The sequence below is a fragment of the Pseudomonas chlororaphis subsp. piscium genome (assembly GCF_003850345.1).
Taxonomy (GTDB): domain Bacteria; phylum Pseudomonadota; class Gammaproteobacteria; order Pseudomonadales; family Pseudomonadaceae; genus Aquipseudomonas; species Aquipseudomonas piscium.
Map to the genome: position 1 here is coordinate 6,599,683 of NZ_CP027707.1, position 15,568 is coordinate 6,615,250.

The following is a 15,568-nucleotide window of genomic DNA, read 5'->3' on the forward strand; positions in this document are numbered from 1 at the left end:
CACAACACCAGCCGTAAGACCCTGCGCCTTGCTGCACGCAACCAGGCGCGGGCCCACGAAGGAGCAATCATGAGCCTGCCCAATCCCGCCGAACTGATCAGCCAGATGGCCGTGCGTCTCACCGCCCACCTGGAACAACGCGCCATCAGCGAGCCCCGCTATATCGGCATCCGTACCGGCGGCGTCTGGGTCGCCCAGGCCCTGCTCGCCGAACTGGGCAGCGACGCGCCGCTGGGTACCCTGGATGTGTCCTTCTACCGCGACGACTTCAGCCAGAACGGCCTGCACCCGCAAGTGCGCCCTTCCGAGCTGCCGTTCGAGATCGAGGGCCAGCACCTGATCCTGATCGACGACGTGCTGATGAGCGGCCGCACCATCCGCGCCGCCCTCAACGAGCTGTTCGACTACGGTCGCCCGGCCAGCGTGACCCTGGTCTGCCTGCTGGACCTGGACGCCGCCGAGCTGCCGATCCGCCCGAACGTGGTCGGCGCCACCCTGTCGCTGGCCGCCCACGAACGGGTAAAATTGTCCGGTCCTGCGCCGCTTCAACTCGAGCTTCAAGACCTCGCCCTTTAATTCGCCCCTCTAAAGAGTCCATTGCGATGACGCCTCTAGACGCCAAGCGCCCGCTGCAGCTCAACGATCAGGGCCAGCTGCGCCACTTCCTCTCGCTCGACGGTCTGCGTCGCGAGCTGCTGACGGAAATCCTCGACACCGCCGACTCCTTCCTCGAAGTCGGCGCCCGGGCGGTGAAGAAAGTCCCTTTGCTGCGCGGCAAGACCGTGTGCAACGTGTTCTTCGAGAACTCCACCCGCACCCGCACCACCTTCGAACTGGCGGCCCAGCGCCTGTCGGCGGACGTGATCACGCTCAACGTGTCCACTTCCTCGGCCAGCAAGGGTGAAACCCTGCTCGACACCCTGCGCAACCTCGAAGCCATGGCCGCCGACATGTTCGTCGTGCGCCACGGCGACTCCGGTGCCGCGCACTTCATCGCCGAACATGTGTGCCCGCAGGTGGCGATCATCAACGGCGGCGACGGCCGCCACGCTCACCCGACCCAGGGCATGCTCGACATGCTCACCATCCGTCGGCACAAGGGCGGTTTCGAAAACCTCTCGGTGGCCATCGTCGGCGACATCCTGCACTCGCGAGTGGCGCGCTCGAACATGCTGGCCCTGAAAACCCTGGGTTGCCCGGACATCCGGGTGATCGCGCCAAAGACCCTGCTGCCGATCGGCATCGAGCAATACGGGGTGAAGGTCTACACCGACATGGCCGAAGGCCTGAAGGACGTCGACGTGGTGATCATGCTGCGCCTGCAGCGTGAGCGCATGCAGGGCGGCCTGCTGCCGAGCGAGGGCGAGTTCTACCGCCTGTTCGGCCTGACCACCGCACGCCTGGCCGGCGCCAAGCCGGACGCCATCGTCATGCACCCGGGCCCGATCAACCGCGGCGTGGAGATCGAATCGGCGGTGGCCGACGGTCCGCACTCGGTGATCCTCAACCAGGTGACCTACGGTATCGCGGTACGCATGGCCGTACTGTCCATGGCCATGAGCGGGCAGACCGCCCAGCGACAATTCGAGCAGGAGAACGCCCAGTGAAGCTCAGCATTCTCGGCGCCCGTGTCATCGATCCAAGCAGCGGCCTGGATCAAGTCAGCGATATCCATCTGGAAGCCGGCAAGATCGTCGCCATCGGCGCCGCCCCGGCCGGTTTCAGCGCGGTCGAAAGCCTCGACGCCAAGGGCCTGGTGGCCGCGCCCGGGCTGGTGGACCTGAACGTCTCCCTGCGTGAACCGGGCTACAGCCGCAAAGGCACCATCGCCAGCGAAACCCGCGCCGCCGCCGCCGGTGGCGTCACCAGCCTGTGCTGCCCGCCGCGCACCAAGCCGGTGCTGGACACCTCGGCGGTGGCCGAGCTGATCCTCGATCGCGCCCGCGAAGCCGGCAATACCAAGGTGTTCCCGATCGGCGCCCTGAGCAAAGGCCTGGACGGCGAACAGCTGGCCGAGCTGATCGCCCTGCGCGACGCCGGCTGCGTGGCCTTCGGCAACGGCCTGGAGAGCTTTCGCAGCACCCGCACCCTGTGCCGGGCGCTGGAATACGCGGCAACCTTCGACCTGACGGTGATTTTCCACTCCCAGGACCGCGACCTGGCCGAAGGCGGCCTGGCCCACGAAGGCGCCACCGCCAGCTTCCTCGGCCTGCCGGGCATTCCGGAAACCGCGGAAACCGTGGCCCTGGCCCGCGACCTGCTGCTGGTGGAGCAAAGCGGCGTGCGCGCCCACTTCAGCCAGCTGACCAGCGCCCGGGGCGTGGCCCTGATCGCCCAGGCCCAGGCCCGTGGCCTACCGGTGACCGCCGACGTGGCGCTGTACCAGCTGATCCTCACCGACGACGCGCTGATCGACTTCTCCAGCCTCTATCACGTACAGCCGCCGCTGCGCTCGCGCGCCGACCGCGAAGGCCTGCGTGAAGCCGTGAAGTCCGGAGTGGTCCAGGCCATTTCCAGCCATCACCAGCCCCATGAACGCGACGCCAAGCTGGCGCCTTTCGGTGCCACCGAGCCGGGCATCAGCAGCGTCGAGCTACTGCTGCCACTGGCCATGACCCTGGTGGAAGACGGCCTGCTCGACCTGCCAACCCTGCTGGCCCGCCTGAGCAGCGGCCCGGCCGACGCCCTGCGCCTGCCAGCCGGCAAGCTGGCGGTGGGCGCTCCGGCGGACCTGGTGCTGTTCGACCCGAGCACGTCCACCGTGGCTGGCGAACACTGGCTGTCGAAAGGCGAGAACTGCCCGTTCCTCGGCCATAGCCTGCCGGGCGTGGTGCGTTACACCCTGGTGGATGGACGGATCAGCCACAAGGGCTGAGTCCTGCGGCGCCGGTTATCGCGGGCAAGTCGGATCGCCGCCCGCTCGCTCCTACAGATAGAACATCCGTAGGAGCGAGGCTTGCCCGCGATGACGCCCTCGACACTTAACGCCGCTGCGCGTTACGCAACGACACCTGGTCGTTCAGCGTCCAGAAGTCATACAAGACCCCCAGAAAGAACACCCCGCCAGTCAGCAGGTACAGCAGGCCGCTGATCCATTTGCCCTGGTACATGCGGTGCACGCCAAAGATCCCGAGAAAGGTCAGCAGGATCCAGGCGACGCTGTATTCGATAGGTCCCGGGGTAAAACGCAGGTCGGCCTCGCGGTCCATGGCCGGGATCAGGAACAGGTCGATCAGCCAGCCGATGCCCAGCAAGCCCAGGGTGAAAAACCAGATAGTCCCGGTAATCGGCTTGCCGTAATAGAAGCGGTGAGAGCCGGTAAAACCGAAAATCCACAACAGGTAACCGATCACCTTGCTGTGGGTGTCATGGGTCGAGCCGTCGGCGCGATAGGTGTTCATTGAGTACCTCGTTCCACGCAATAGATAAATTTTCTTTAATTCTTTGTGACTTTTTTACAGGCGGCCGACGTGTGGCAAATGTTAAGGTCGCTGCCGTGAAACCCTTGTACTGCCTGACTTCTGTCGGACAATTGCGTCAATTTGCCGCCTCTTCAGCGAATTTGACCTCCAGGTTGAATCGACCAACGGCCTGAGAAGTGACAAAAAAGCTGTTATAAAGTTGCGCGCTAACCCATATGAGCCTTGCCTAATGCGTCCATTTTTCAAGACATGGCTAACCATTTGCCTATTGATGCCACTGGCCGCCCACGCCACCAATCGTGAGCAACGTCTTCCTAACGTGAACGGCTTCACTCCAAAAGCCCACGTCACCCAAGTCAGCAAGAACAGCGCCAAGAACAAGCTGTCGGTCAAACGCCCGACTCACCTGAGCAGCGTCAGCAGCAAGCCGGTGCCGCAGATGGCGGCCAAGCAGAGCAGCACCGTGCTCAGCCGTGCCGTCAACGTACTGGGTACCCCTTACCGTTGGGGCGGCAGCAGCCCAAGCAAAGGCTTCGACTGCAGCGGCCTGGTGAAATACGCGTTCAACGACGTTGCCGCCGTCGATCTGCCGCGCACCTCCAATGCCATGGCCAGCGGTCACGGGCAGAAAGTCGAGCGCAAGGACCTCAAGCCTGGCGACCTGCTGTTCTTCAACCTCAAGAGCCGCCGGGTCAACCACGTCGCCATCTACCTGGGCAACGATCGTTTCATCCACGCGCCGCGTCGCGGCAAGTCGGTGAGCATCGATACCCTGAAGAAGCCGTACTGGGACAAGAACTACGTAGTGGCCAAGCGGGTTCTGCCAAAAGAGCAGAACACCCTGCGCATCGTTCAGCGCTGATCCGCTTTCCCTGATCGCGAGTCATCGAGCAGCCACGCTCGATGGCTCGCGATTGCATTTGCCGCCCTGACACCTCCCCCCTTAAATACTCTCCGGCGCCCGCGCCTTCTCCCGAGCGTGCTCCCGGCTGACCAGCCCAGCATCCACCAGCGCCTTCAGGCTCATGTCCAGGGTCTGCATCCCCTGCGCCCCGCCGGTCTGGATCGCCGAATACATCTGCGCCACCTTGTCCTCGCGGATCAGGTTACGGATCGCCGCGCTGCCCAGCATGATCTCGTGAGCCGCTACCCGGCCTCCGCCGACCCGCTTCACCAGCGCCTGGGAAATCACCGCCTGCAGCGATTCCGAGAGCATGGAGCGGACCATCGCCTTCTCCTCGGCTGGAAACACGTCCACCACCCGGTCCACGGTTTTCGCCGCCGAGGTGGTGTGCAGGGTGCCGAACACCAGATGCCCGGTCTCCGCGGCGGTCAACGCCAGGCGAATGGTTTCCAGGTCGCGCATCTCACCGACCAGGATCACATCCGGGTCTTCGCGCAGGGCCGAACGCAGCGCCGTGGAAAAACTGCGGGTGTCGCGATGCACCTCACGCTGGTTGATCAGGCACTTCTTCGATTCGTGGATGAACTCGATGGGGTCCTCGATGGTGAGGATGTGCTGATGCCGGCTCTGGTTCAGGTGATCGATCATCGCCGCCAGGGTGGTCGACTTGCCGGAACCGGTCGGCCCGGTCACCAGCACCAGGCCGCGGGGCACTTCGCTGATGCGGCGAAACACCTCGCCCATGCCCAGCTCGTCCAGGCTCGGCACCTTGGCCGCAATACTGCGAAAGACCGCGCCGCCACCGCGCTGATGGTTGAAGGCATTGACCCGAAAACGCGCCAGGCCCGGCACCGCGAAGGAAAAGTCGATCTCCAGCGCGGCCTTGAACTCGGCCCGCTGCGGGTCGCTCATGCTGGCCAGGATCAGCTCGTGCACCTGTTGCGCCTCCAGCACCGGCAGGTTGATCCGGCGAATATCGCCGTCGATACGAATCATCGGCGGCAAACCGGCCGAGAGGTGCAGGTCCGAAGCGCCCTGTTTGACGCTGAAGGCCAGCAACTCAGTGATATCCATAGCGTTCCCCAATTCCAGTAGAATGCCGCGAACCCAAGACCCGCTGGCGTACATCGAATGTCCACGATAGCAGACAACATCGCCCTGGTTAGCGCACGGATCCGTGCCGCGGCGCAGGCCTCGCAACGTGACGAAAGCAGCGTCCACCTGCTGGCCGTGAGCAAGACCAAGCCTGCCGCGGCGCTGCGTGAAGCCTATGCCGCCGGTCTACGCGACTTCGGCGAGAACTACCTGCAGGAAGCCCTAGGCAAACAGGCGGAACTCGGCGACCTGCCCTTGAGTTGGCACTTCATCGGCCCCATTCAGTCGAACAAGACGCGCGCTATCGCCGAGAACTTCGCCTGGGTGCATTCCGTGGATCGCTTGAAAATCGCTCAACGCCTGTCCGAGCAACGCCCGGCCGACCTGCCGCCGTTGAATATCTGCATTCAGGTCAATGTCAGTGGCGAGGCCAGCAAGTCTGGCTGCACACCGGCCGACCTGCCCGCCCTGGCCAGCGCCATCGGCGCCTTGCCGCGCCTGAAACTGCGCGGGCTGATGGCGATTCCCGAGCCGACCGAAGATCGAGCCGCCCAGGACGCCGCCTTCGCGGCCGTACGCCGCCTGAACGAAAGCCTGGACCTGTCAACCGACACACTTTCCATGGGCATGAGCCACGACCTCGAAGCGGCCATCGCCCAAGGCGCCACCTGGGTACGTATCGGTACCGCTTTGTTTGGCGCCCGCGACTCTGGTCATACGGCCAGCCATGACCGTGGCGGCCTCACCTCTGAATAAGGACCTGTCATGAGCAAGACTCGTATCGCCTTTATCGGCGCCGGCAACATGGCTGCCAGCCTGATCGGCGGCCTGCGCGCCAAGGGCCTGGACGCCAGCCAGATCCGCGCCAGTGACCCGGGCACCGAAACCCGCGCCAAGGTCCAGGCCGAGCACGGCATTGAAGTGTTCGCCGACAACGCCGAGGCCATCGCCGGCGTCGACGTGGTGGTGCTGGCGGTCAAGCCACAGGCCATGAAGGCCGTGTGCGAAGCCCTGCGCCCCAGCCTGAAGCCGCACCAGCTGATCGTGTCCATCGCCGCCGGCATCACCTGCGCCAGCATGAACAAATGGCTCGGCGAGCAGCCGATCGTGCGCTGCATGCCCAACACCCCGGCCCTGCTGCGCCAGGGCGCCAGCGGCCTGTACGCCACCGCCGCGGTGAGCGCGGAGCAACGCCAGCAGGCGCAAGAGCTGCTGTCTGCCGTGGGCATCGTCCTGTGGCTGGAACAGGAGCAGCAACTGGACGCAGTAACCGCCGTGTCCGGCAGCGGCCCGGCGTATTTCTTCCTGCTGATCGAAGCCATGACCGCCGCTGGCGAGAAGCTCGGCCTGCCACGGGAAACCGCCCGGCAACTGACCCTGCAGACCGCGCTGGGCGCGGCGCACATGGCGGTGTCCAGCGACGTCGACGCGGCCGAACTGCGCCGCCGCGTGACCTCGCCGGCCGGTACCACCGAGGCGGCGATCAAGTCGTTCCAGGCCAGCGGCTTCGAAGCCCTGGTGGAAAAAGCATTGGGTGCCGCAGCGCACCGCTCGGCCGAGATGGCCGAACAACTGGGCCAATAAGGAGCCAATGATGATTGGATTGAACACTGCGGCGGTGTACGTGCTGCAAACCCTGGGCAGCCTGTACCTGCTGATCGTGCTGCTGCGCTTCGTGCTGCAACTGGTACGCGCCGACTTCTACAACCCGCTGTGCCAGTTCGCCGTGCGCGCCACCCAGCCGCTGCTCAAGCCGATGCGCCGGGTCATCCCGAGCCTGTTCGGTCTGGACATGTCGTCGCTGATCCTGGCGATCGTCGTGCAACTGCTGCTGATGGCCCTGACCCTGCTGCTGACCTACGGCACCACCGGCAACCCGGTACAGCTGCTGATCTGGTCGATCATTGGCGTGACCGCGCTGTTCATGAAGATTTTCTTCTTCGCCCTGATCATCAGCGTGATCCTTTCCTGGGTCGCCCCGGGCAGCCATAACCCGGGCGCCGAGCTGGTCAACCAGATCTGCGAGCCGGCCCTGGCGCCGTTCCGCCGTATCCTGCCGAGCATGGGCGGCCTGGATATCTCGCCGATCCTGGCGTTCATGGTGCTCAAGCTGATCGACATGCTGGTGATCAACAACCTGGCAGCCATGACCATGATGCCGGAAATCCTGCGTCTGCTGATCTGACCCGGCCTCTGTAATGAGCTACTTTCGCTGGGACGGCGACGACCTGATCCTGGAGTGTCACCTGCAACCTGCGGCCCGTAGCGATGACTTCGCCGGGCTGCATGGCGAGCGCCTGAAGATCCGCCTCACCGCGCCGCCGGTGGAAGGCAAGGCCAACGCCTACCTGATGGCCTTCCTGGCCAAGGCGTTCGGCGTGTCCAAGAGCCAGGTGAGCCTGATCAGCGGCGAGCTGAACCGGCAGAAACGGGTGCGGATCAACGCGCCGAAGAAGCTGCCGGATCTGCCGGAATTGAAGCGGCCGTCCAGCTGACTTCATCACCGTTCATCGCGGGCAAGTCGGATCGCCGCCCGCTCGCTCCTACAGGCCCATACGGTCGTGTAGGAGCGAGGCTTGCCCGCGATTGTCTCACTGCGTTTCAGTTGCCTGAAATCAGCCCCGGCCTTTGCTTGCCGCTGGGGGCAGCGGTCTTTAGACTTACGCCTCATTTAAACGAGAGCAGGGTCGATGCCAACTGCCTTTCCCGCCGATTCCGTTGGTCTGGTGACGCCGCAAGTGGCGCACTTCAGCGAGCCCCTGGCCCTGGCCTGCGGCCGCTCCCTGCCAGCCTATGATCTGATCTTTGAGACCTACGGCCAGCTGAACGCCACGGCGAGCAATGCCGTGCTGATCTGCCACGCCCTGTCCGGCCACCACCACGCCGCCGGCTACCACAGCCCCGACGACCGCAAGCCGGGTTGGTGGGACAGCTGCATCGGCCCGGGCAAGCCAATCGACACCAACAAGTTCTTCGTCGTCAGCCTGAACAACCTTGGCGGTTGCAACGGCTCCACCGGCCCGAGCAGCGTCAACCCGGACACCGGCAAGCCGTTCGGCGCCGATTTCCCGGTGCTGACCGTGGAAGACTGGGTGCACAGCCAGGCGCGCCTAGCCGACCGGATCGGCATCAACCAGTGGGCCGCCGTGATCGGCGGCAGCCTGGGTGGCATGCAGGCCCTGCAGTGGACCATCACCTACCCGGACCGGGTGCGTCATTGCCTGGCCATCGCCTCGGCGCCCAAGCTGTCGGCGCAGAACATCGCCTTCAACGAAGTGGCGCGCCAGGCCATCCTCACCGACCCCGAATTCCACGGCGGCTCGTTCCAGGAACAGGGCGTGATCCCCAAGCGCGGACTGATGCTGGCGCGGATGGTCGGGCACATCACCTACCTGTCCGACGACTCCATGGGCGAGAAATTCGGCCGTGGCCTGAAGAGCGAAAAGCTCAACTACGACTTCCACAGCGTCGAGTTCCAGGTCGAAAGCTACCTGCGTTATCAGGGCGAGGAGTTCTCCGGGCGGTTCGACGCCAACACCTACCTGCTGATGACCAAGGCATTGGATTACTTCGATCCGGCGGCGAACTTCGACGATAACCTGGCAAAAACCTTCGAAGGCGCCAAGGCCAAGTTCTGCGTGATGTCTTTCACCACCGACTGGCGCTTCTCCCCGGCCCGCTCGCGGGAACTGGTGGACGCCCTGATGGCCGCGCGCAAGGACGTCAGCTACCTGGAAATCGATGCCCCACAGGGCCACGACGCCTTTCTGATTCCGATCCCGCGTTACCTGCAGGCGTTCGGCAACTACATGAACCGTATAACGCTGTGAGGACGCCATGAGAGCCGATCTGGAAATCATCCAAGAATGGATCCCCGCCGGCAGCCGCGTGCTCGACCTCGGTTGCGGCAATGGCGAACTGCTGAGCTGGCTGCGCGATCACAAGCAAGTCACCGGCTATGGCCTGGAAAACGACCCGGAGAACATCGCCGAGTGCGTGGCCAAGGGCATCAACGTCATCGAGCAGGACCTGGACAAGGGCCTGGGCAACTTCGCCAGCAACAGCTTCGATATCGTGGTCATGACCCAAGCTCTGCAGGCCGTGCACTACCCGGACCGGATCCTCGACGAAATGCTGCGGGTCGGCCGCCAGTGCATCATCACCTTCCCCAACTTCGGCCACTGGCGCTGCCGCTGGTACCTGGCCAGCAAGGGCCGGATGCCGGTCTCGGAGTTCCTGCCGTACACCTGGTACAACACGCCGAACATCCACTTCTGCACATTCGAGGACTTCGAAGAGCTTTGTCGCGAACGTGAAGCCAAGGTCATCGATCGCCTTGCGGTGGATCAACAGCACCGCCACGGGTGGGCCAGTAAGCTATGGCCTAATCTGTTAGGTGAGATCGGCATCTACCGCGTCAGCAGCCCCGGCCTGCAGGATCACCAGATCGCGGTATAAACCAGGTTCAAAGCAAGGAGAACGATCATGGGTCGCTTGGTTACTTTTCTATTGGCAGCGTGCCTGAGCGCATCGGCGATGGCCGCCGAGCCTATCAAGGGCGAGCGCCAGGAAGTGTTCGGTGACGTGACCGTGCACTACAACACCTTCAACTCCACCTTCCTGCAACCGGATATCGCCAAAGCCGCGGAGCTGGTGCGCAGCAAGAACCAGGGCGTGATCAACGTTTCCGTGCTCAAGGCCGGCAAGCCGCTGGTCGCCCAGGTCACCGGGACCGTCAAGGACCTGACCAGCCAATCGGTGCCGCTGAAATTCAAGCAGATCACCGAACAGGGCGCGATCTACTACATCGCCCAGTATCCGGTGGAACAGCAGGAAACCCGCACCTTCGAAATCAAGGTGCAGACCGGTGACGCGATCAACACCATCAATTTCAACCAAGAGCTTTTCCCCGGCGAATGATGACTTTTACCCAACTCGTACTGGCCAGCCATAACGCCGGCAAACTCAAGGAACTCCAGGCCATGCTCGGCGATTCGGTGCACCTGCGCTCGATCGGCGAGTTCAGCAGCGTCGAGCCGGAAGAAACCGGCCTGTCGTTCGTCGAGAACGCCATTCTCAAGGCCCGCAACGCCTCACGCATTTCCGGCCTGCCGGCGCTGGCGGATGATTCGGGCCTGGCGGTGGACTTCCTCGGCGGCGCGCCGGGGATCTACTCGGCGCGTTACGCCGACGGCCAGGGCGACGCGGCGAACAACGCCAAGCTGCTGGACGTCCTGAAGGATGTACCCGAGGCCGAGCGCAGCGCGCAGTTCGTCTGTGTGCTGGCGCTGGTACGGCATGCCGAGGATCCGCTGCCGATCCTCTGCGAAGGTCTGTGGCACGGACGCATCCTCACGGCCGCCAGCGGCGAGCACGGTTTCGGCTACGACCCGCTGTTCTGGGTACCGGAGCGCAACTGCTCCAGCGCCGAACTGGACCCGATCCAAAAGAACCAACTCAGCCATCGCGCCCGCGCCATGGCCATTCTGCGGCAACGCTTGAGCCTGCAATGACCATAGATTCGTCCGCGCAACCGCTGATTCTCGGCGGTGCGCAAACGCCCCGGGCGGCCCTGCCCCATCTGCCGCCCCTGGCGCTGTACATCCACATCCCGTGGTGTGTACGCAAATGCCCTTACTGCGACTTCAACTCCCACGCCGCCAGCCCGGTGCTGCCGGAAGAAGAGTACGTCGACGCCCTGCTGGCCGACCTCGACCAGGACCTGCCCGCCGTCTACGGCCGCGAGCTGAGTTCGATCTTCTTCGGCGGCGGTACGCCGAGCCTGTTCAGCGCCCAGGCCCTGGGCCGGCTGCTCAAGGGCGTGGAGCAACGCATCCCGTTCGCCCCCGACATCGAGATCACCCTGGAAGCCAACCCCGGGACCTTCGAGCAGGAGAAGTTCACCGCCTATCGCGCCCTGGGCATCAATCGCCTGTCGATCGGTATCCAGAGCTTCCAGGAAGAAAAACTCAAGGCCCTGGGCCGCATCCACAACGGCGACGAGGCGGTCCGCGCCGCCGGCATGGCGCGCCAGGCCGGGTTCGACAACTTCAATCTGGACCTGATGCACGGCCTGCCGGATCAGTCCCTGGACGACGCCCTGAGCGACCTGCGCCAGGCTATCGCCATGAAGCCGACCCACCTGTCCTGGTACCAGCTGACCCTGGAGCCCAATACGGTGTTCTGGAACCAGCCGCCGACGCTGCCGGAAGACGACACCCTGTGGGACATCCAGGAAGCCGGCCAGGCGTTGCTGGCCGAACACGGCTACGTCCAGTACGAAGTCTCGGCCTATGCCCAGCCCGGCCGGGCGGCCCGGCACAACCTCAATTACTGGAGCTTCGGCGACTTCATCGGCATCGGCGCCGGCGCCCACGGCAAGCTCAGCCATCCGGACGGGCGCATCGTGCGTACCTGGAAGACCCGCCTGCCCAAGGACTACCTCAACCCGGCGAAAAACTTCAAGGCCGGCGAAAAGGACCTGAGCAACGAAGAACTGCCGTTCGAGTTCTTGATGAACGCCCTGCGCCTGACCGAAGGCGTCGAGGCCCGGCTGTATCCGGAGCGCACCGGGCTGCCCCTGGAAAGCCTCGCCGAAGGTCGCCGCGACGCCGAACAAAGCGGCCTGTTGCAGGTCGAACCGTCACGCCTGGCGGCCACCCCGCGCGGCCAACTCTTCCTCAATGACTTGCTGCAGAAATTTCTGAGCTGATTTCAGCCCTAAGGGAAAACGAATGGATTTGATACTCGACCTGCTCGCTACCGTGTCCCGCTGGAGTCGCAGCAACCTTTCAGAAATCTCCCTGGCCCTGGTCGGCTGCCTGCTGGTGCTGTTCGGCGCCGATATCAAAGGCTGGGTCGAAGCGCGCCTGGGCGGCCTCGCCGGCGCCCTGCGCGTACCGATGATGGCGCTGCTGTGCATGATCGGCAGCGGCGCGGCGCTGATCTACGCCACGCCATGGATCGTCCGCGGCCTGAGCCAGTTCAACAACTACAGCCTGGCGCCGGTGCTGCTGGTGGTGCTGGTGCTGATTGGCGTAGTAGCAGACCGCCGCTGACCTGTAGCCGCTGCCGCAGGCTGCGATTGGCTGCGCAGCAGCCATAAACCCAGACACTGCGTTACACCTGACGTATCGCATCGACAGGCTTGGCGGTCGCTTCGCAACCGATCGCAGCCTGCGGCAGCGGCTACATGACTTATGCACAAGGATGAATATGAGCAGGAAAGCCGCCGAAGAAGTCAGCAAGTTCCTCAGCTACGTGCTGCGCCATGAGCCGCAGGCGATTGGCCTGCAGCTGGACAGCGAAGGCTGGGCCGGGATCGATGCCTTGATCGAGGGTGCCGCCGGGGAAGGACGCCAGCTGACGCCCGAACTGATCGCCGAGGTGGTCGCCAGCAACGACAAGAAACGCTTTGCCCTGTCCGAGGACGGCCAGCGCATCCGCGCCGTGCAAGGCCACTCCAGCAAGACCGTGAGCCTGCAGCTCGCCGAGCAGCAGCCACCGGCGGTGCTTTACCACGGTACCGCCACGCGGTTCATGGACTCGATCAACGAGAAAGGCCTGATCCCGGGCGCACGCCATCACGTGCACCTGTCACAGGATATGACGACCGCCGAAGCGGTGGGGCAACGTTACGGGAAGGTAGTGATACTCAAGATCGCCGCACAGGACATGCAGGCGCAGGGCTTCAAGTTCTATCAAGCGGAGAACGGGGTCTGGCTGACCGATCAGGTTCCCGTCGGTTTTATCGAAACGCTGTTGTAGGAGCGAGCGGGCGGCGATCCGACTTGCCCGCGCTAGTCTTGCCGCGGCCTACCTGACATAGCGCGGTGCAACGATCGCGAGCAAGCTTCGCTCCTACCGATTGGTTCAGGCCAGCTTTTCGAACTTCAGATCCCACACACCATGGCCCAGGCGCTCGCCGCGGCGCTCGAACTTGGTGATCGGACGCTCGGCCGGGCGCGGCACGCACTTGCCGTCTTCGGCCAGGTTGCGGTAACCCGGCGCGACATTCATCACTTCCAGCATGTACTCGGCATAAGGCTCCCAGTCGGTGGCCATGTGCAGGATGCCGCCGACCTTCAGCTTGCTGCGCACCAGCTCGGCGAAGGACGCCTGGACGATACGGCGCTTGTGGTGACGGCTCTTGTGCCACGGATCGGGGAAAAACAGCATCAGGCGATCCAGGCTGTTATCGGCGATGCAGCGGTTGAGCACTTCGATCGCATCGCAATCGTAGACCCGCAGGTTCGTCAGGCCCTGGGTCAGCACGCCGTTGAGCAGCGCGCCGACACCCGGACGGTGCACTTCCACACCGATGAAATCCTGCTCCGGCGCGGCCGCGGCCATTTCCAGCAGTGAATGGCCCATGCCGAAGCCGATTTCCAGGGAACGTGGCGCCGAGCGGCCAAACACCTGATCGAAATCCACCGGCGCGTCGGCCAGCGGCAGCACATACAGCGGCGCGCCCTGCTCCAGGCCGCGCTGCTGGCCTTCGGTCATGCGCCCGGCGCGCATCACGAAACTCTTGATGCGGCGGTGTTGGCGCTCGTCGCCGGCTTCCGGCTGGATTGGCGTGTCGTTTGATTCAGTCATCAATGGCTCTTACTTGATCAGACCATCCAGCGGCGAGGAGGCGCTGGCATAGAGTTTCTTCGGCATGCGGCCGGCGAGGTACGCCAGGCGGCCTGCCACAATGGCGTGCTTCATGGCTTCGGCCATCAGCACCGGTTGTTGCGCATGGGCGATGGCCGAGTTCATCAGCACCGCTTCGCAGCCCAGCTCCATGGCGATGGTGGCGTCGGAGGCAGTACCGACACCGGCATCCACCAGCACCGGGACCTTGGCTTCTTCGAGGATGATCTGCAGGTTGTACGGGTTGCAGATCCCCAGGCCAGTACCGATCAGGCCGGCCAGCGGCATGACCGCGATGCAGCCCATTTCCGCCAACTGGCGGGCGATGATCGGGTCATCGCTGGTGTACACCATCACGTCGAAACCTTCCTTGACCAGCACTTCGGCGGCCTTGAGGGTTTCCAGCACGTTGGGGAACAGGGTCTTCTGGTCGGCCAGCACTTCCAGCTTCACCAGATTGTGGCCATCGAGCAGCTCACGGGCCAGGCGGCAAGTGCGCACGGCCTCGACCGCGTCATAGCAGCCGGCGGTGTTCGGCAGGATGGTGTAGCGATCCGGCGGCAGGATATCCAGCAGGTTCGGTTCGCCCGGGTTCTGGCCGATATTGGTCCGGCGCACGGCGACGGTGACGATCTCGGCACCCGAGGCTTCGATGGCCAGGCGGGTTTCTTCCATGTCACGGTACTTGCCGGTGCCTACCAGCAAACGCGACTGGTAGGTACGACCGGCCAGGACGAAAGGCTTGTCGCTGCGAACGTTGCTCATCGGAAATCCTCTGTTGGGGTGAGGTTCTTGCAGAATGCGTGGGTGGGGCCAGCCCTGGCCCGGGTGGCTAGCCGCCGCCGATGGCGTGAACTACTTCGACCTGATCGCCCTCGTTGAGGGTGGTCTCGGCGTGCTGGCTGCGCGGGACGATATCCAGGTTGAGTTCGACCGCGATCCGGCGTCCGGTCAGGTCCAGACGGGTCAGCAGGGCCGCAACGGTTTCGCCGTCGGGCAGTTCAAAGGATTCGCCGTTCAACTGAATGCGCATGCCGAATGCCGCCATCATTTTTAGGGGCCAGCATTCTAGCCCGATCAGTCTGGCCGACCCAAGCCATTCGTCTCGAAATGGACCTGCCGGTCAGCTCAACCGCCAGGCGGCAAGACCCAGGCACAACCAGCCGATCAGGAAGGCCAGGCCACCGAAAGGGGTAACGATGCCGAGCTTGCTGAAACCGGTCAGGGTCAGCAGGTAGAGACTGCCGGAAAACAGCAGGATGCCGATGGCGAATGAAGCGCCGGCCCAGGTCACCAGGCGACCGGGGATTTGCGTGGCCAGCAGCGCCACACCCAACAGCGCCAAGGTGTGCACCAACTGGTAGGTGACGCCGGTATGGAAAATCGCCAGGTATTCCGCGCTCAGGCGATTTTTCAGGCCATGGGCAGCGAATGCGCCCAGGGCAACGCCGGTAAAGCCGAAAAAGGCGGCCAGCATCAGGAAACCACGCAGCATGAGGAACTCCAGTCA

General features: G+C 64.0%; 21 protein-coding genes. 15 read left to right on the plus strand and 6 right to left on the minus strand.

The window, feature by feature from the left end; translation table 11 throughout:
* The first annotated feature begins 69 nt into the window (after positions 1–69).
* Genes pyrR through C4K38_RS30060 form a run of 3 tightly spaced genes read left to right on the plus strand, consistent with a single transcriptional unit; the run spans position 70 to position 2,875 of the window.
* Positions 70–576, plus strand: coding sequence for a bifunctional pyr operon transcriptional regulator/uracil phosphoribosyltransferase PyrR (gene pyrR / locus C4K38_RS30050; protein WP_007929976.1), 507 nt, complete (start codon positions 70–72; stop codon positions 574–576).
* A 26-nt stretch (positions 577–602) separates the two neighbouring features.
* Positions 603–1,607 (plus strand): aspartate carbamoyltransferase catalytic subunit, encoded by a 1,005-nt coding sequence (locus tag C4K38_RS30055; RefSeq protein ID WP_007929978.1) that lies wholly within the window; start codon positions 603–605, stop codon positions 1,605–1,607.
* A complete protein-coding gene (locus C4K38_RS30060) occupies positions 1,604–2,875 on the plus strand; it encodes a dihydroorotase (protein ID WP_053281271.1) in 1,272 nt (423 codons plus the stop codon). Before C4K38_RS30055 ends, C4K38_RS30060 begins: the two co-directional genes overlap by 4 nt.
* Before the next feature lie 106 nt (positions 2,876–2,981).
* On the opposite strand, the gene C4K38_RS30065 is transcribed toward C4K38_RS30060, so the two are convergent.
* Positions 2,982–3,401 carry an NINE protein gene (locus C4K38_RS30065; protein WP_053281272.1) on the minus strand — a complete coding sequence of 140 codons (420 nt, stop codon included), beginning with the start codon at positions 3,399–3,401 and terminating at the stop codon, positions 2,982–2,984.
* A 250-nt stretch (positions 3,402–3,651) separates the two neighbouring features.
* Between C4K38_RS30065 and C4K38_RS30070 the strand changes: the two genes are divergently transcribed.
* A complete protein-coding gene (locus C4K38_RS30070) occupies positions 3,652–4,284 on the plus strand; it encodes a C40 family peptidase (protein ID WP_053281273.1) in 633 nt (210 codons plus the stop codon).
* An 81-nt stretch (positions 4,285–4,365) separates the two neighbouring features.
* Here the strand turns inward: C4K38_RS30070 and C4K38_RS30075 are convergent, their stop codons facing one another.
* Positions 4,366–5,400, minus strand: coding sequence for a type IV pilus twitching motility protein PilT (locus C4K38_RS30075; RefSeq protein WP_025807185.1), 1,035 nt, complete (start codon positions 5,398–5,400; stop codon positions 4,366–4,368).
* Between the two features lie 57 nt (positions 5,401–5,457).
* Between C4K38_RS30075 and C4K38_RS30080 the strand changes: the two genes are divergently transcribed.
* From C4K38_RS30080 to C4K38_RS30130, 11 genes are all read left to right on the plus strand, one after another.
* Positions 5,458–6,177: a YggS family pyridoxal phosphate-dependent enzyme gene (locus tag C4K38_RS30080; RefSeq protein WP_053281274.1), complete on the plus strand. Its 720-nt coding sequence runs from the start codon at positions 5,458–5,460 to the stop codon at positions 6,175–6,177.
* Positions 6,178–6,186: 9 nt separating this feature from the next.
* A complete protein-coding gene (gene proC / locus C4K38_RS30085) occupies positions 6,187–7,005 on the plus strand; it encodes a pyrroline-5-carboxylate reductase (RefSeq protein WP_053281275.1) in 819 nt (272 codons plus the stop codon).
* A 10-nt stretch (positions 7,006–7,015) separates the two neighbouring features.
* A complete protein-coding gene (locus C4K38_RS30090) occupies positions 7,016–7,606 on the plus strand; it encodes a YggT family protein (protein ID WP_009051315.1) in 591 nt (196 codons plus the stop codon).
* 13 nt (positions 7,607–7,619) lie between these two features.
* Positions 7,620–7,916: a DUF167 domain-containing protein gene (locus C4K38_RS30095; protein WP_053281276.1), complete on the plus strand. Its 297-nt coding sequence runs from the start codon at positions 7,620–7,622 to the stop codon at positions 7,914–7,916.
* Between the two features lie 195 nt (positions 7,917–8,111).
* Positions 8,112–9,251, plus strand: a complete 1,140-nt coding sequence (gene metX, locus C4K38_RS30100) for a homoserine O-succinyltransferase MetX (protein WP_053281277.1) — start codon at positions 8,112–8,114, stop codon at positions 9,249–9,251.
* 7 nt (positions 9,252–9,258) lie between these two features.
* On the plus strand, positions 9,259–9,879 hold the full coding sequence (metW, locus tag C4K38_RS30105) for a methionine biosynthesis protein MetW (RefSeq protein ID WP_025807181.1): 621 nt from the start codon (positions 9,259–9,261) through the stop codon (positions 9,877–9,879).
* Positions 9,880–9,906: 27 nt separating this feature from the next.
* The gene (locus tag C4K38_RS30110) at positions 9,907–10,341 is read left to right on the plus strand and encodes a DUF4426 domain-containing protein (RefSeq protein WP_053281278.1); all 435 of its coding nucleotides are present in this window, start codon (positions 9,907–9,909) and stop codon (positions 10,339–10,341) included.
* On the plus strand, positions 10,338–10,934 hold the full coding sequence (gene rdgB, locus C4K38_RS30115) for an RdgB/HAM1 family non-canonical purine NTP pyrophosphatase (RefSeq protein ID WP_053281279.1): 597 nt from the start codon (positions 10,338–10,340) through the stop codon (positions 10,932–10,934). Before C4K38_RS30110 ends, rdgB begins: the two co-directional genes overlap by 4 nt.
* The gene (gene hemW, locus C4K38_RS30120) at positions 10,931–12,133 is read left to right on the plus strand and encodes a radical SAM family heme chaperone HemW (protein WP_053281280.1); all 1,203 of its coding nucleotides are present in this window, start codon (positions 10,931–10,933) and stop codon (positions 12,131–12,133) included. Before rdgB ends, hemW begins: the two co-directional genes overlap by 4 nt.
* A gap of 22 nt (positions 12,134–12,155) precedes the next feature.
* Positions 12,156–12,479, plus strand: coding sequence for a DUF3392 domain-containing protein (locus C4K38_RS30125; protein ID WP_007921199.1), 324 nt, complete (start codon positions 12,156–12,158; stop codon positions 12,477–12,479).
* A 157-nt stretch (positions 12,480–12,636) separates the two neighbouring features.
* Entirely contained in the window at positions 12,637–13,188 is a 552-nt protein-coding gene (locus C4K38_RS30130) for an RNA 2'-phosphotransferase (RefSeq protein WP_053281281.1), read from the plus strand.
* Positions 13,189–13,293: 105 nt separating this feature from the next.
* Here C4K38_RS30130 and trmB read toward each other — a convergent pair whose 3' ends face one another.
* The 4 genes from trmB to C4K38_RS30150 form a co-directional block, all read right to left on the minus strand.
* Positions 13,294–14,019 (minus strand): tRNA (guanosine(46)-N7)-methyltransferase TrmB, encoded by a 726-nt coding sequence (gene trmB, locus C4K38_RS30135; RefSeq protein WP_016704842.1) that lies wholly within the window; start codon positions 14,017–14,019, stop codon positions 13,294–13,296.
* 9 nt (positions 14,020–14,028) lie between these two features.
* Positions 14,029–14,823: a thiazole synthase gene (locus C4K38_RS30140; protein WP_007921204.1), complete on the minus strand. Its 795-nt coding sequence runs from the start codon at positions 14,821–14,823 to the stop codon at positions 14,029–14,031.
* Positions 14,824–14,890: 67 nt separating this feature from the next.
* Positions 14,891–15,091: a sulfur carrier protein ThiS gene (gene thiS, locus C4K38_RS30145; RefSeq protein WP_007921206.1), complete on the minus strand. Its 201-nt coding sequence runs from the start codon at positions 15,089–15,091 to the stop codon at positions 14,891–14,893.
* A 90-nt stretch (positions 15,092–15,181) separates the two neighbouring features.
* Positions 15,182–15,553, minus strand: coding sequence for a DUF423 domain-containing protein (locus tag C4K38_RS30150; protein WP_007921208.1), 372 nt, complete (start codon positions 15,551–15,553; stop codon positions 15,182–15,184).
* Positions 15,554–15,568: the final 15 nt, after the last annotated feature.

Excerpts from the sequence above, each read along its gene's own strand:
- pyrR (WP_007929976.1), top strand. The coding sequence starts at position 70 with ATGAGCCTGCCCAATCCCGCCGAACTGATCAGCCAGATGGCCGTGCGT.
- C4K38_RS30055 (WP_007929978.1), top strand. The coding sequence starts at position 603 with ATGACGCCTCTAGACGCCAAGCGCCCGCTGCAGCTCAACGATCAGGGC.
- C4K38_RS30065 (WP_053281272.1), bottom strand. The coding sequence starts at position 3,401 with ATGAACACCTATCGCGCCGACGGCTCGACCCATGACACCCACAGCAAG.
- C4K38_RS30070 (WP_053281273.1), top strand. The coding sequence starts at position 3,652 with ATGCGTCCATTTTTCAAGACATGGCTAACCATTTGCCTATTGATGCCA.
- C4K38_RS30075 (WP_025807185.1), bottom strand. The coding sequence starts at position 5,400 with ATGGATATCACTGAGTTGCTGGCCTTCAGCGTCAAACAGGGCGCTTCG.
- C4K38_RS30080 (WP_053281274.1), top strand. The coding sequence starts at position 5,458 with ATGTCCACGATAGCAGACAACATCGCCCTGGTTAGCGCACGGATCCGT.
- proC (WP_053281275.1), top strand. The coding sequence starts at position 6,187 with ATGAGCAAGACTCGTATCGCCTTTATCGGCGCCGGCAACATGGCTGCC.
- C4K38_RS30090 (WP_009051315.1), top strand. The coding sequence starts at position 7,016 with ATGATTGGATTGAACACTGCGGCGGTGTACGTGCTGCAAACCCTGGGC.
- C4K38_RS30095 (WP_053281276.1), top strand. The coding sequence starts at position 7,620 with ATGAGCTACTTTCGCTGGGACGGCGACGACCTGATCCTGGAGTGTCAC.
- metX (WP_053281277.1), top strand. The coding sequence starts at position 8,112 with ATGCCAACTGCCTTTCCCGCCGATTCCGTTGGTCTGGTGACGCCGCAA.
- metW (WP_025807181.1), top strand. The coding sequence starts at position 9,259 with ATGAGAGCCGATCTGGAAATCATCCAAGAATGGATCCCCGCCGGCAGC.
- C4K38_RS30110 (WP_053281278.1), top strand. The coding sequence starts at position 9,907 with ATGGGTCGCTTGGTTACTTTTCTATTGGCAGCGTGCCTGAGCGCATCG.
- rdgB (WP_053281279.1), top strand. The coding sequence starts at position 10,338 with ATGATGACTTTTACCCAACTCGTACTGGCCAGCCATAACGCCGGCAAA.
- hemW (WP_053281280.1), top strand. The coding sequence starts at position 10,931 with ATGACCATAGATTCGTCCGCGCAACCGCTGATTCTCGGCGGTGCGCAA.
- C4K38_RS30125 (WP_007921199.1), top strand. The coding sequence starts at position 12,156 with ATGGATTTGATACTCGACCTGCTCGCTACCGTGTCCCGCTGGAGTCGC.
- C4K38_RS30130 (WP_053281281.1), top strand. The coding sequence starts at position 12,637 with ATGAGCAGGAAAGCCGCCGAAGAAGTCAGCAAGTTCCTCAGCTACGTG.
- trmB (WP_016704842.1), bottom strand. The coding sequence starts at position 14,019 with ATGACTGAATCAAACGACACGCCAATCCAGCCGGAAGCCGGCGACGAG.
- C4K38_RS30140 (WP_007921204.1), bottom strand. The coding sequence starts at position 14,823 with ATGAGCAACGTTCGCAGCGACAAGCCTTTCGTCCTGGCCGGTCGTACC.
- thiS (WP_007921206.1), bottom strand. The coding sequence starts at position 15,091 with ATGCGCATTCAGTTGAACGGCGAATCCTTTGAACTGCCCGACGGCGAA.
- C4K38_RS30150 (WP_007921208.1), bottom strand. The coding sequence starts at position 15,553 with ATGCTGCGTGGTTTCCTGATGCTGGCCGCCTTTTTCGGCTTTACCGGC.